Source organism: Herminiimonas sp. KBW02, from assembly GCF_003852535.1.
Classification (GTDB): domain Bacteria; phylum Pseudomonadota; class Gammaproteobacteria; order Burkholderiales; family Burkholderiaceae_D; genus Oxalicibacterium.
This window is the reverse complement of sequence record NZ_QAJP01000007.1, coordinates 230,691-243,701: the sequence shown is the minus strand read 5'-3', so window position 1 is coordinate 243,701 and position 13,011 is coordinate 230,691. Positions and strand designations below refer to the sequence as shown.

The following is a 13,011-nucleotide window of genomic DNA, read 5'->3' as shown; positions in this document are numbered from 1 at the left end:
GTGAATTTAACGCTGCGCCGGCATCATCTTTGTCATACAGGATGAGGGTGGTTTACAATGCCGCCATCCACACGACCATCCGTTACTGGATGGTCGTTTGTTTTTACAGTTACCGTTTTGCAGTGACGCCGCACTGCCCTGACCCGCACATATCGTGAATCTGTCTCTTCGCTTCTTCCGTAGTACGCCTATCCTGCCGGGCTTTTCGATGAGCTTCGGCTTTTCGACGCTGTATATCAGCCTGGTGATCCTGTTGCCGATTTCGGCGCTGTTGCTGTACGTCAGCGGCATGAGCTGGGATCAATACTGGTTTGCGATCACCGACGCACGCGTGCTGCAAAGCTACAAGATCACGATACAAGGCGCGTTTTACTCCACCATCATCGTTACCTTTATCGGTTTCCTGCTGGCGTGGATCGTTACCCGCTACAATTTCCCCGGCCGTCGCCTGATCGATTCACTGGTCGACCTGCCGTTTGCACTGCCGACTTCGGTCGCAGGCATTACATTGTCCGCGTTGTTCATTCCATCCGGCTGGCTCGGACAATGGTTTGAACTATTCGGCATCAAAATTTCCTATGCCTTCCCCGGCATCGTGGTTGCAATGATCTTCACCAGCCTGCCTTTCATCGTGCGCTCGGTGCAACCGGTGCTGGAAGATATGGAAAAGGAACTGGAAGAAGCCGCGCTGATGCTGGGTGCCAATAAATGGCAAATTTTCTGGCGCGTGATTTTGCCGACCCTGATCCCGGCGCTGATTACCGGTTCGTCGCAAGCCTTCATCCGCAGCCTCGGCGAATTCGGCGCCGTCATCATGATCGCCGGTAATATTCCGTTCGAAACCGAAGTCACATCGCTGATGCTGTTCGTGCGCCTGCAGGAGTACAACTACCCTGCCGCTGCCGCCATCGCTTCGGTCGTGTTGCTGGCCTCCCTCATCCTCTTGTTCCTGCTGCAAATTGTGCAGGGACGATTCTTCAAGAAAGCGTAAGGGGATAACCATGGCTAAAGCAATTAAACACCCGCGCGAAACACATCAATGGCTGCTGATCGGTCTCGGTATCATCATGACGATACTGTTGCTGGTACTGCCGCTGGTGCTGATTTTTACACAAGCCTTCAGTGGCGGCCTGGAACTCCTGTGGGCCAATCTGAATGAAGACTACATGAAGCATGCGCTCGGCCTGACCATACTGGCCGCCTTGCTGACGGTGCCTATCAATCTGGTATTCGGCATCCTGCTCGCATGGTGCGTCACGCATTACGATTTCTTTGGTCGTCGCCTGCTGGTGACGCTGGTCGAAATCCCGTATGCAACCTCACCTGTGGTAGCCGGCTTCTGCTATCTGGTGGTGTATGGACTGGAAGGCACCATCGGTAAATGGCTGTATGCGAAGGACGTGCAATTGATGTTTGCATGGCCCGGCATCATCATGGTCACGGTCTTTGTCACCGCACCGTATATCGCACGTATCCTGATGCCGCTGATGCAAAAGCAAGGCACCGAGGAAGAGATCGCTGCGCTGTCGCTGGGTGCGACCGGCTGGCAAATTTTCTGGCGCGTTACTTTGCCTAATATTAAATGGGCGTTGCTGTACGGCGCGGTCATTACCAATGCTCGTGCAGTCGGTGAGTTCGGTGCGGTCGCTGTCGTGTCCGGCACGATCATGAATCAGACGCTGACCCTGCCTTTGCTGGTTGAACAATTAAATAACGATTACAAAACTGCTGCCGCCTTCACCGCTGCTGCCTTGCTCGCATGTATGGCATTGCTGACACTGGTATTGAAAACGGCAATGGAATGGCGTCAGGAAAGACGCGAAGCAGAACCGGAAGAAGTCCATATGGGTTAACGCTGGAGAGTTAATCCGGCAAGCAAGATCCCGCAGCGTGGTGATGGGAAAACAGAAGCAACTTGGCAACTATTTTCACCATCCCCCGCCCCGCTGCAAAATCAACTATCATTACGCCGCTGCAGCCCATCTGCTCGCAGCAACTATTCCCGTCATAACGGGATGCCAAGCAAGCATCATTCGCCGGCACAGTATTTTGTGCCACTCGTTTTCACCCATAGTCGGCAACATGGCAAACATGCCATTTGCACAATCAAGTCAGCGCCTTCCTACAAAACTTTAGGATGATCTCTGATCGCCATCTCCGGACGGCTCCTTTATTCTCGCAACTCGGGTCGTGCCACAGATTTTAAACGGCACGGGCAGTGCGACATGCCATCACAACAATCAGCAGCTTTCGAAATTTGATCGCTGTGATCAATAAGGATATCGACCATGTACAAAAACTACGATAACGCCCACCATACGGCTAAACCTATCCACGCTGGCAAGCATATCTCCGACAAGGAACATAAGCAGATCAGTGAAGAACAGGACAACGATACTGGCTCGATCGAGCAAGATAAGTCCGAAGGCTCCACTACCATCGTCGTACCGTTCAACACCACGCAAACTGGTTCCTTCCAGTAAGCCCCTATCCTGCCCGATCAGATTCGCCTCAGCGCGGCTGATCGCTCTGCAAAACAGTAAGTTACTTCTTGCTTGTATAAGCTACACGCCTTGCCCGCGATAAATCGTCGGCAGGCGCGTAGTCATGTCTACGCATAAGTGAAGGTCATTGCGACCATGAATCTCTTTGCCTGTTGTCACAACTATCGCCATAATCAATTCGGGTAATTGCACTGGTGATGCGTTGACTGCAAGGAGTGTTTCCATGCCGGATGAGATCCATACACGTTGTTGCATCGCCGGAGGTGGTCCGGCCGGCATGATGCTGGGCTTGCTGCTGGCACGTGCCGGAGTCGACGTTCTCGTGCTGGAAAAACATGGTGATTTCCTGCGCGACTTTCGCGGCGATACCGTGCATCCGTCCACGCTGGAACTCATGCATGAACTCGGCTTGCTGACCGCCTTCCTGCAACGGCCGCATGACGAAGCGCGCGACCTGAGCATCAATGTAGGCGGCCGCGTATTGAAGGTCGCTGATTTCTCACGGCTGAGTACGCAATGCAAATTCATCGCACTGATGCCGCAATGGGACTTTCTCGATTTCCTGCGCGATGAAGCGGTGCGTTATCCCAACTTTCGCTTGATCCAGAATGCCCGGGTAGATAGTTTGCTGGAAGACAGCGAACGCGTCACCGGCGTACAGGTCACGACTAAGGACGGTCCCTTGCAAGTCCATGCCGACCTGGTAATAGGTGCCGATGGCCGCCACTCCACCGTGCGAGAAGCGGCCCGACTACAAGTACGCAATCTGGGCGCACCTATCGATGTCTTGTGGTTACGCCTGCCAACAGCGCCAGGTGACCCGACCAGTACCGGGGCCCGTCTCGATGCCGGGCAATTCTTTGTCATGCTACATAGAGGTACCTACTGGCAATGTGCATATGTCATTGCGAAAGGCGGTATCGAAGAAATTCATGCGCGTGGCTTGCCTGCTTTCCACGCCGAACTTAGTCGCATCGCACCGATGTTTGCTGAGCGTGTCGCCAGCCTGCAAAGCTGGGACGATATTAAATTACTGAGCGTGTCGGTCGACAGACTGGAGCAATGGTGGAAGCCTGGCTTGTTATGCATAGGCGATGCCGCGCACGCGATGTCTCCGGTCGGCGGCATCGGCATCAATCTGGCGATACAGGATGCTGTGGCAACAGCAAACATCCTCGCACTGTCGCTGGCCAATCCGGAGATTGCACCGCTGGCGCTGACGCCCTTCCTCGCCAAGGTTCAAACCCGTCGCCTCTTCCCTGCCCGCGTCACGCAGGCGGCGCAGGTCGCGATCCAGAATCGCATCCTGGCACCGGTCGTGAACCGTGCGCAGGATAAGCCGCTCAGCGTGCCGTGGGCGATGCGCCTGCTTAACCTGATCCCGGCACTACGCGTGATACCGGCTTATGCGGTCGGCATAGGCGTGCGACCGGAACACATCTACTCGCCGGCCACAGCACGGCAGCAAGACAGCCCCGAGATGGATTACTGAAGCGGATTAACGGATCAGGCTTTCACGCGCAGCCGAACTGATGGCCACCACCGCAGGGTGGGACAATTGCCGTTCCACCGAAATCGCGTAGAACTGTTCGGACACCGCATTGGTACGACCTATCTCGGTCACACCATATTGCTTCTTAATTTGCTCGGCGACGGCGGAAGGCGCGGCGAAGATGCCTTTACCTGCCTCACCGAAAGCCTGCAGCAAGGCGCCATCGTCAAACTCACCGACAATACGCGGCCGGACTTTTTCTTTTTCAAACCAGCGGATCAGGCGCGGACGCACGGCTGCATCCTCACCCGGCATCAGGAAAGGAGCGCCGTCCAGGCTCTTGGGGAAATCCTTTTGATATTTTTTGGCCAGCTCATCGGTTGCGAAGAAAGTCATACCGCACTCACCCAGCAAATGGTTGTAGCCGCGCACATCAATATTGGCCGGCATCGGACTGTCGGCAATCACGATATCCAGCCTATGCACGGCCAGGTCAGCCAGCAGGTTGGTCAGCTTGCCTTCGCGGCAGACGATGCGCAGCGATTCGGGTAACTCCATCGCTGGCTCCAGCAGCAGATAGGCAATCGCCTTCGGCACTGCGTCCGCGACACCGACCCGGAACTGCAGAGGCCAGCCGCCCGGGCGGAAGCGCAGCACCTCCTGCAACTCCTCGCCGAGCGTGAAGATTTCATCCGCATAGCCGAGCACCACGCGTCCGGCGTCATTCAATTCCAGTCGCCGCCCGACCCTGTTGAATAATTTATAACCAAGCACATCCTCAAACTGGCTGATCTGGCCGCTAATGGTTTGCGGCGTCAAATGCAGGCGCTCACTGGCGCGTCCGATGCCACCAGACTTGGCGACCACCCAGAAATAGTGCAAATGCTTGTAATTTATTCCACTCATGCAAGATCTCTCTTCTGTTTTTTCGAATGAAAAAGTGATTATATTCGAATTTTCAAACAGTTAAAGAGCGCCTAGAGTGCAGCTTATCGTCCGTAATGGGCGACTTAACGACGAGGATATCAAGATGAAATGTCCGGCCTGCAATGAAATGCATTTGATCACTTCTGATCGCCACGGAATTGAAATTGATTACTGCCCAAACTGCCGCGGCGTCTGGCTGGACAGGGGCGAACTCGACAAACTGATCGATCGTTCCGCCAACGCCCTGCCGCCTGAAGCACCACCGCTGCCGCGTTATCGCGGTGAGCGCAGCAGCCCTGTGCGCGCCATGCAACATGGCTACAACAAGGAAGGCTATGGGCAAAAACAGAAAAAAGACCTGATCGGCGAATTATTCGATTTTTAAATACCGGGTATGGATAGCTTGCAATCCGGCTATCCACCATGCTGCGCCGCACCAACATCTGCACACTTCACTACGCTTCTTCTCTTAAAACAATCCAAGATCTGTTATTTATCGTCGTTCTCACCTGAACGACATGATAGCCCGCACTCCTCTGATCTGAAAAATTTCCACAGCAAGCCGCCTGAGAATGCTTTAAAGTAGCGAACGCCTGCCTTTGCACACGATAGCGCCAGCGCGCGCCTTCATGCTTCCCCACGCAAATGCACCCCTCCCGCAGGCACCAGACAGCTATCGAAAGAAAGAACTTAATGGAAACAGCAAAAGCCGCACTAAAGCGTCTGCGCGACGGTAACCGCCGTTTTGTCGCAGATGTCCGTAACCCCGACAATGCCTCCTCCCATGCCCGTCGCAGCGAAATCGCCGCTGGCCAGGAACCGTTCGCCATTATTCTTGGCTGCTCCGACTCGCGCGTACCGGCAGAACTGGTATTCGATCAGGGTCTGGGTGATTTATTCGTGATCCGCGTCGCGGGCAACATCGTTGCACCATCGCAGGTCGGCAGCGTGGAATTTGCAGCGGCCCGCTATCGCACCAAGCTGGTTGTGGTACTGGGCCACTCGCAATGCGGCGCGATCCTGGCGACGCTGGACGAGCTCAAGCGCCCAAGCGAAAACCAGTCACGCAATCTGAAGTCCATCGTTGATCGCATTCGTCCTTCGATCGAAACCCTGATGGACACCGACCTGAAGCACGACCATGACGCACTGGTGCATCAATCGGTACGCGCCAACATCCGTGCTTCCGTCAATCACTTGCGCCACGGTTCGGAAATACTGGAAAGCCTGAGTCAAAACGAAGGTTTGCTGGTGGTCGGTGCCGAATACTCGCTGGAAACCGGTGAAGTCGAATTCTTCGACGGCCTGCCGGCTGACTTCAGCTTCGATTAATATCGCTATACGTCATGCACAGCATGCCTGTGCATGACGCCCCATTCTGATTATCAGTATTCAAGGCTGAGCGTAATCGAGCCATAGCTTTGCGCTTTGTCCTGACCGCGGAATTCCTTGCTGCGCAAATACTGCGCATACGTGATCTTGCCGCCCACCCATTGCCAGGCCACACCGGCTGCCACGTCGCCAACGAAATAGCGTTTCGAAATACTGTGGCTGTCGGAGAAGGTATTCCCGTCCAGGAAGATATTGCGTGCAACTGCACGGCCATCGACCGAGGCAAAGAAATGCACACCACCATCGCCCATGCGACGCGACGCATTGGCCGGTAGCGGCGCATTGCTGTCACTGGCCGGACGAATAGGCGCAGTACCAAAATCGTTAGGCAGGAAACTACCTATACGCACTTCCAGCCCGCCATTCAAATACGTATTCACATTGCCCAGCGCAAAACCGTAATGGCTGATCGCATCCATCTTGGGCCAGCCCGAACGTGACCAGTTGAATACCTTGGTCTTTCTTTCCTTCACAAACTGTATGCCCAGTTCATTATTGAGCTGGTTATCCCAGCCGTTGAAGCGGTCTATGCCGCGTATGCGATGGATAAAGTTTTGCGACTGGCGCGCCAGCGAGGCTGGCCCCACCATACCGATATCAATCTCAGTCACTTCCATATCGGTATCGTTACGTGCGTTGTAGGCCAGGCCGAGATAGAGCCAGCCTGCATACGGCCGGTCATTGGTAATCAGGTCGCGTCGCGTTTTATCGGTCGGCGTGTACATCTCCTGCCCAAGACTGATCACCATATTGCGTGAATCGAAAACGCCCGGCTGCACCCACTCTGAAATACGGTTCAGTTGCCGCACCCACTTCGGCAGACAAGGATCGTTGATGTAATCCTCAAGGTTGGCCGAGACCCAGGAAAATTTGGCGCCACTGGTGTAGTTGTTATCCGTACCGGCAAACAAATCGTTTTCGTAATAGAAGTTGTACACATCAGGATAATTTTTCAATGCCCTGACGCCGGGCTTCGAGCCACACACTTCATCGTCAGCCCACACCGCGCCGGAAAAAAAAGCGAATAGTGTAGCGACCAGCAAATGAGGGAGACGCGGACGGGAATGACGAGCTGTATGCATTAATTTAATAGCGGAAGAGATGTTTTACGCGCACTGGCGGGAACGCAGATTGAATAATGCTGTCCATCATCACCTGCCTGACAGGAAAGCAAAGACTACTTGTCGTCTTTGCATGCGTCAAGCTGTCAGGCGGGCGTAAGCAACACTGGACTTTGCGATGGCAAACGCTACACTTTCTCATCGCATGCCATTTTCAGGAAATCAACATGAAGAAATTACACACCTTGCGCACCATTCTTACCCTGGTAGCGCTGACCGTGGCCGCAAGCGGTTGCGCCAAATGGTACAAAACAGAAAGCAAACCCAATTTATCCGGACGCGTCAGCGGCTCTGTCATCTACCGCGAACGTATTGCCCTGCCGCCTGATGCAAAGATAGTCGTCAGCCTGGAAGATGTCAGCCGCGCCGATGCCAGCGCCATCTTCATTGCACAACAAACGCTGCGTGCTAGCGGACAGGTTCCTATCCAGTTTGATTTGCGCTACATTCCGTCCGCCATCGACTTGCGCCATCGCTACAACGTACGTGCGGTGATCCTCGACAATCGGGATGAACTGATGTGGACCTCGACCGAAGCTTATCCGGTCAATTTCAATGAGCCTGAGAAGCCGATCAACATTATGCTGCAACGTGTCGGCAACCCGGTCGCGGCAAATGCAGCTAAGAGCAATGTCGCGGCATTCAAATGTGACGATCTGGAATTCATCGCCAAATTCACCAACAACGACAAGGTAGAAATCATGCTGGCCGGTCGCACCATCACCCTGCCGCATGTGATTTCGGGTTCCGGCGCACGCTACTCTGACGGCTCCACCACCTTCTGGAATAAGGGTAATGAAGCACTGTTTGAAATAAACGGCGTCAGCTACAAAGGCTGCAAAACAGATCCGCTGCCACCACCACCTGCCTCTGCTCCTGCCCCGCAAGCCCAGGGTAAATAAGTTACCTCGTCAAACGCGCTGCCAGACCAGTAAATGATTATTGGCTGGCATCGCATGATCTGCATGCAGTTGTAAACCTTGCTCCTGCGCTAAAGCGTTCACCGCTTCACTATCGCGTATGCCCATGTGCGCCGCCTGTGCCCTGAGTGATGCATCGAATTGTGCATTCCCGGCACTGGTAAATTTTCCGTCGTAATTGAATGGCCCGTACACACAGAACTTACCCCCCGGGTTCAGGCGCTGTCCGACGCCCCTGAACATATTCTGTACCTGATGCCATGCCATGATGTGACATGTGTTAGCAGTGAACGCGGCATCATAAGTCTGCGTCGGCCAGCCCGGTTGTTCCATATCCAGCACCAGCGGTGACAACACATTCGGCAAATCCGCTTCCTGCATCCACGCGGTGATGCTGGGATGGTTCTGCGGCAAGTCACTTGTTTGCCAAATCAAATGCGGTATATGTGCGGCAAAGAAAACCGCATGCTGGCCAGTACCGCTGCCTATCTCCAGCACTGTCTTGCTGGTCGCGAGCTCTGTACTTAAAACCGCCAGTATCGGCTCACGATTGCGTTCACTGGCACTGGAAAATTGTTTGCTCATCGCGTTCTTCTTGTATAAATCAATCAGTGGATAGTCGGGCGATATGCTCTGCCAGCGAGACGCTCCATAGTGCGTCGCGCTGCAGGCACAAGCCCCGTTTCTGGGCTGCGCTCAGGCGCTTCATTGCATATTCAGCCTTGGACGCGGCCGAACGATCCGGATACTCCAGCACCGCCAGCAAACGTCGCGGCGGATTGGAGCGCGTATAGCGCGCACCCTTGCCGCTCACATGCGCGTTGTAACGGGCGTGTACATCGACCGCAATACCGGTATAAATACTGCCGTTCCTGCATTCAAGGAGATAAAGAAACCATGTCATGCGCGCTAGTATAAAGAGCTTTCACCCTTTTCACTCTGAGTAGCGATTCGTATCACGCCGTGACTTGGTTATACTGCCATCATCATGTCAGCCCCTGCCATCTTCCGCTCCGTCCTCATCAGCCTGGTGCTGCTCTGCACCCAACTGCTACCCGCTTATGCACAGGATGCGAAACTACAGCTACGCGTCGGCAGCCAGCAGCAAACCCTGGCTCTCACTGATTTACTAAAACACCCGGCGCTGCGCACCATCAGGATCCCCGCCGACGTCAGCTACAAACGTACAATGGAATATCGCGCGCTGCCCTTGCTGGCGATACTGCGCGACATCAGCAAGGTCGATACGCTGCAATTCAAAGCCACCGATGGCTTCGTCGCGAACATCCCGGCTTCACTATTCCTCGGTGAGTCCGAAGCCTGGCTGGCGATAGAAGTACCGCAAGTACCGTGGCCCGCCTTAAAGGCAGGTGGCCCCAGTGCCGGTCCTTTCTATCTGGTGTGGCTGACACCGGAGAAGAACCACATCACGCAAGAGCAATGGCCGTATCAGATCGCCAGCATCAGCGATGTCACACCACTGCACAGTCGTTACCCGCAAATCAAACCACATACTCCACCTGACAGCGCTGCCTATCACGGCATGCAAGTCTATGCAACGCAATGCGCCAGCTGTCACCAGGTCAATGGCGGCGGCGACGCAGCGGTCGGACCGGATCTGAACCGTCCGGCCAATCCGACTGAATACTTTAACGAAACCTACTTAAGAAAATACCTGCGTGATCCGGCAGCAGTACGCAGCTGGCCGGGCATGACGATGCCGGGCTTTGCCGACAGCGTCATGAGTGAATCACAGATGGATGATTTGCTGGCCTATTTGCGCCAGATGGCACTGCAGAAATGAAGTAATTAAGTGACAGGTGTTTCGTCGGTAAAGAAACGCGGCTGCATCTCTTCCAGTCCCAGCGTTTGCAATACTTCCTGCAAGCGCTCGGTCGGACGCCGACGTGGCAAATCCTTGTAGCTGGCGATGATCAATTCATTCTTCATCGAATGCTCCCAACCCACCAGCTCGGTCACATTGACCTGATAGCCGTGTGCTTCCAGCTGCAAACAACGCAGCACATTGGTGACCTGGCTGCCGAATTCACGTGTGTGTAAAGGATGACGCCAGATTTCGGTTAAGGCGCTTTTCGCCAGCGTCTTGCCCTTGTTCTTCTTCAGTACTGAAGCGACTTCCGCCTGGCAGCACGGCACCAGCACGATGAACTTGGCCTGCTTCTTCAATGCGAAATGGATTGCGTCATCGGTTGCCGTATTGCAGGCATGCAGCGCTGTAACGACATCTATCTTTTCCGGCAACAAATCCGAAGTAATGGATTCCGCTACTGACAGATTAAGGAAAGACATGCCGGGAAATTCCAGCTTCTTGGCCAGCGCTTCCGACTTCTGCACCAGCTCATCGCGTGTTTCTATGCCGTAGATGCGCGAGTTGTCCTTGCGTTCCTTGAAGAACAAATCGTAGAGAATGAAGCCCAGGTAGGATTTACCGGCACCGTGATCAGCCAGCGTAATATCCGGATGATCGTTCTGGATTTCTTGCAGTAGCGGCTCAATAAACTGATATAAATGGTAGACCTGCTTGAGCTTGCGACGGCTATCCTGGTTCAGCTTGCCGTCACGTGTCAGGATATGCAGCTCTTTCAATAGCTCTATCGACTGACCGGGGCGTATTTCGTGGGTGTTGCTCATCTGGCATATTTCCGTGATCTTGGGGTGCGCCCACTATAGGGATTTTGCCCCGGGGCGGCAAGCTAAGAGCAACAGCATGCACGTGATCCTGGCCGTTTACACTATCAAAACGACCATACGCCGGGCAAATACTGATAATACTGATAAGATTAGTCCACTCGTGGCTATCAGCGAATTTGCAAAATCGACATGCTTGCCTTGTCATGCCGCTTTTCCAATTACCTTCAATACCAACAACGTGCCAAGAGTTACCATTTACAAACATTCAGCATGGCGCTTCCTGCTTTGTTCCTTACTGATTGCGCTGTGTCTGCCTTTCACGAGCGAAGCCGCCACCTCCTACACCGTCTCCATCAGCGGTGCGGATAGTTATACCTCACTGCTTAATGAGCATCTGGACGTCGTCAAGCGCAGCAAGTCCGACGACATCAGCGCAGAAGAAGTACAAAGACTGGTTGCCGTTGCACCGACCCAGGTGCGCTCACTGCTGGCAACCGAAGGCTACTTCACCCCTGTCGTGAACGCCACGCTGGACCAGGAAAGCACACCGTGGATCGCGCGTCTCAATATAGAACTGGGTGCATCTACCAAAATCGAATCGGTCAACATAAGCTTCAGCGGTGACATCGAACAAAAAAATCCGCGCCGCATCGAGCAGCTGCGCGAAAACTGGAGCCTGAAAAGCGGCACCACCTTTCGCCAAAGTGCATGGGACAGTGCCAAGGGCGACTTGCTCAAGGCCATGCTCAATCGTGACTACCCTGCCGCCGCCATCGCCCACAGCGAAGCCCGCATAGACCCGGCGACGAATACTGCGGCACTCGTGGTGCAGGTCAACTCAGGCCCGGCCTTTACCTTTGGTGAACTCGAAATCGTCGGCCTGAACCGTTACTCACGCACGATGGTGGAGAAACTCAATCCGATCAAACCCGGCGACCGCTATTCACAGGAAAAACTCAACGAACTGCAGGCACGCATACAAGATACCGGCTATTTCCGCTCGGCCTTTGCCACCATCGCAGTCGATCCGGCCCATCCGCATAACGTGCCGATCAAGCTCGACCTGACAGAGAACGAACGTCGTCGCCTGTCGCTGGGTCTGGGCTTCTCCACAGACAACGGTGCACGTGCACAAATGAAATGGACGGATAGGCACTTCCTCGGCAAAGACTGGCGTCTCGAATCACAGCTGCGCGCTGATCGTGACAACCGTCTGCTGGGTGGTGATGTCTACCTGCCGACCCTGGACAATGACTGGCGTCCGAGCGTAGGTGCCAACTATGAATACACCAACAGCTCAGGCGAAGCGACCGATAAATTCCGTACCGGTGCGCGCCTGATCAGTCCGGACAAACGTAATGAAAGCATAGTCGGCGTCGCCTTCCTCGCGGATCGTCAGCGCATAGGCAACGTCTTCAGCAATAACCGTGAAGCGCTGATCGCTTCGTACACCTACACCGTGCGTCGCGTGAACAATCTGATTTCACCGACACGTGGTTACTACGCTTCGCTCGAAATCGGCGTCGGCCCGGGCGGAGTGGTCAACAAAAAAGGACTGGTACGCACCGTCGGCCGTGCCACCTGGCTCTCGCCTAGCTATGGTCGCTTCCAGGCAGTACTACGTGGCCAGGTCGGACAGGTATTCGGGGCCAATTCCGACACCGTGCCGAGTGACTTGCTGTTCCGCACCGGTGGTGACCAGACTGTCCGCGGCTATGGCTACAACAAGCTGGGCGTCGCGCAAGACGGCGCGATTGTCGGCGGTACTGTCAGTGCGGTGCTGAGTGCAGAAGTGATTTACAGCGTCACGCCGGAATGGGGTGCCGCCGTGTTTACCGATGCCGGCAATGCCGCCGACTCATGGAAAGGTTTCCGCCTCGCGCAAGGTAGTGGCGTTGGTGCGCGCTGGCGCAGCCCTATCGGCCCGGTCAATCTGGATCTCGCTTACGGTCACGACACGAAAGACCTGCGTCTACACTTCTCTATCGGTTATGGCTTCTGAC

Annotated in this window: 15 protein-coding genes; 9 read left to right on the top strand and 6 right to left on the bottom strand. The window is 54.6% G+C overall.

What is annotated here, in order from left to right:
- The first annotated feature begins 154 nt into the window (after positions 1–154).
- The 3 genes from cysT to DBR37_RS13125 all read left to right on the top strand — a co-directional run bounded on the left by cysT (position 155) and on the right by DBR37_RS13125 (position 2,483).
- On the top strand, positions 155–991 hold the full coding sequence (gene cysT / locus DBR37_RS13135) for a sulfate ABC transporter permease subunit CysT (RefSeq protein ID WP_124574933.1): 837 nt from the start codon (positions 155–157) through the stop codon (positions 989–991).
- A gap of 10 nt (positions 992–1,001) precedes the next feature.
- Positions 1,002–1,853, top strand: a complete 852-nt coding sequence (gene cysW, locus DBR37_RS13130) for a sulfate ABC transporter permease subunit CysW (protein ID WP_199739114.1) — start codon at positions 1,002–1,004, stop codon at positions 1,851–1,853.
- 435 nt (positions 1,854–2,288) lie between these two features.
- Positions 2,289–2,483: a hypothetical protein gene (locus DBR37_RS13125; RefSeq protein ID WP_124574932.1), complete on the top strand. Its 195-nt coding sequence runs from the start codon at positions 2,289–2,291 to the stop codon at positions 2,481–2,483.
- Positions 2,484–2,564: 81 nt separating this feature from the next.
- Here DBR37_RS13125 and DBR37_RS17165 read toward each other — a convergent pair whose 3' ends face one another.
- Complete coding sequence (locus DBR37_RS17165) at positions 2,565–2,729, bottom strand: hypothetical protein (protein ID WP_158610251.1); 165 nt, start codon at positions 2,727–2,729, stop codon at positions 2,565–2,567.
- Between DBR37_RS17165 and DBR37_RS13120 the strand changes: the two genes are divergently transcribed.
- A complete protein-coding gene (locus tag DBR37_RS13120; protein ID WP_124574931.1) occupies positions 2,728–3,996 on the top strand; it encodes an FAD-dependent oxidoreductase in 1,269 nt (422 codons plus the stop codon). The genes DBR37_RS17165 and DBR37_RS13120 overlap by 2 nt on opposite strands.
- A gap of 6 nt (positions 3,997–4,002) precedes the next feature.
- On the opposite strand, the gene nhaR is transcribed toward DBR37_RS13120, so the two are convergent.
- Complete coding sequence (nhaR, locus tag DBR37_RS13115; protein WP_124574930.1) at positions 4,003–4,902, bottom strand: transcriptional activator NhaR; 900 nt, start codon at positions 4,900–4,902, stop codon at positions 4,003–4,005.
- Positions 4,903–5,026: 124 nt separating this feature from the next.
- On the opposite strand from nhaR, the gene DBR37_RS13110 reads away from it, so the two are divergent.
- Together DBR37_RS13110 and DBR37_RS13105 are read left to right on the top strand one after the other, a co-directional pair.
- Positions 5,027–5,308 carry a zf-TFIIB domain-containing protein gene (locus DBR37_RS13110; RefSeq protein ID WP_124574929.1) on the top strand — a complete coding sequence of 94 codons (282 nt, stop codon included), beginning with the start codon at positions 5,027–5,029 and terminating at the stop codon, positions 5,306–5,308.
- A gap of 308 nt (positions 5,309–5,616) precedes the next feature.
- The gene (locus DBR37_RS13105) at positions 5,617–6,255 is read left to right on the top strand and encodes a carbonic anhydrase (protein WP_124574928.1); all 639 of its coding nucleotides are present in this window, start codon (positions 5,617–5,619) and stop codon (positions 6,253–6,255) included.
- Positions 6,256–6,308: 53 nt separating this feature from the next.
- Here the strand turns inward: DBR37_RS13105 and DBR37_RS13100 are convergent, their stop codons facing one another.
- Entirely contained in the window at positions 6,309–7,397 is a 1,089-nt protein-coding gene (locus DBR37_RS13100) for a lipid A deacylase LpxR family protein (protein ID WP_124574927.1), read from the bottom strand.
- A 206-nt stretch (positions 7,398–7,603) separates the two neighbouring features.
- Here DBR37_RS13100 and DBR37_RS13095 point away from each other — a divergent pair, with 206 nt between their 5' ends.
- Positions 7,604–8,338, top strand: coding sequence for a YbaY family lipoprotein (locus DBR37_RS13095; RefSeq protein ID WP_124574926.1), 735 nt, complete (start codon positions 7,604–7,606; stop codon positions 8,336–8,338).
- Positions 8,339–8,347: 9 nt separating this feature from the next.
- Here DBR37_RS13095 and DBR37_RS13090 read toward each other — a convergent pair whose 3' ends face one another.
- Positions 8,348–8,941 carry a DUF938 domain-containing protein gene (locus DBR37_RS13090; protein ID WP_124574925.1) on the bottom strand — a complete coding sequence of 198 codons (594 nt, stop codon included), beginning with the start codon at positions 8,939–8,941 and terminating at the stop codon, positions 8,348–8,350.
- 19 nt (positions 8,942–8,960) lie between these two features.
- Entirely contained in the window at positions 8,961–9,260 is a 300-nt protein-coding gene (locus DBR37_RS13085) for a GIY-YIG nuclease family protein (protein ID WP_124574924.1), read from the bottom strand.
- An 84-nt stretch (positions 9,261–9,344) separates the two neighbouring features.
- Between DBR37_RS13085 and DBR37_RS13080 the strand changes: the two genes are divergently transcribed.
- Positions 9,345–10,160 (top strand): cytochrome c family protein, encoded by an 816-nt coding sequence (locus DBR37_RS13080; protein WP_124574923.1) that lies wholly within the window; start codon positions 9,345–9,347, stop codon positions 10,158–10,160.
- Positions 10,161–10,165: 5 nt separating this feature from the next.
- On the opposite strand, the gene DBR37_RS13075 is transcribed toward DBR37_RS13080, so the two are convergent.
- Positions 10,166–11,008 (bottom strand): SAM-dependent methyltransferase, encoded by an 843-nt coding sequence (locus DBR37_RS13075; RefSeq protein WP_124574922.1) that lies wholly within the window; start codon positions 11,006–11,008, stop codon positions 10,166–10,168.
- Positions 11,009–11,246: 238 nt separating this feature from the next.
- Here DBR37_RS13075 and DBR37_RS13070 point away from each other — a divergent pair, with 238 nt between their 5' ends.
- Positions 11,247–13,010, top strand: coding sequence for an autotransporter assembly complex family protein (locus DBR37_RS13070; protein ID WP_233588375.1), 1,764 nt, complete (start codon positions 11,247–11,249; stop codon positions 13,008–13,010).
- Position 13,011: the final 1 nt, after the last annotated feature.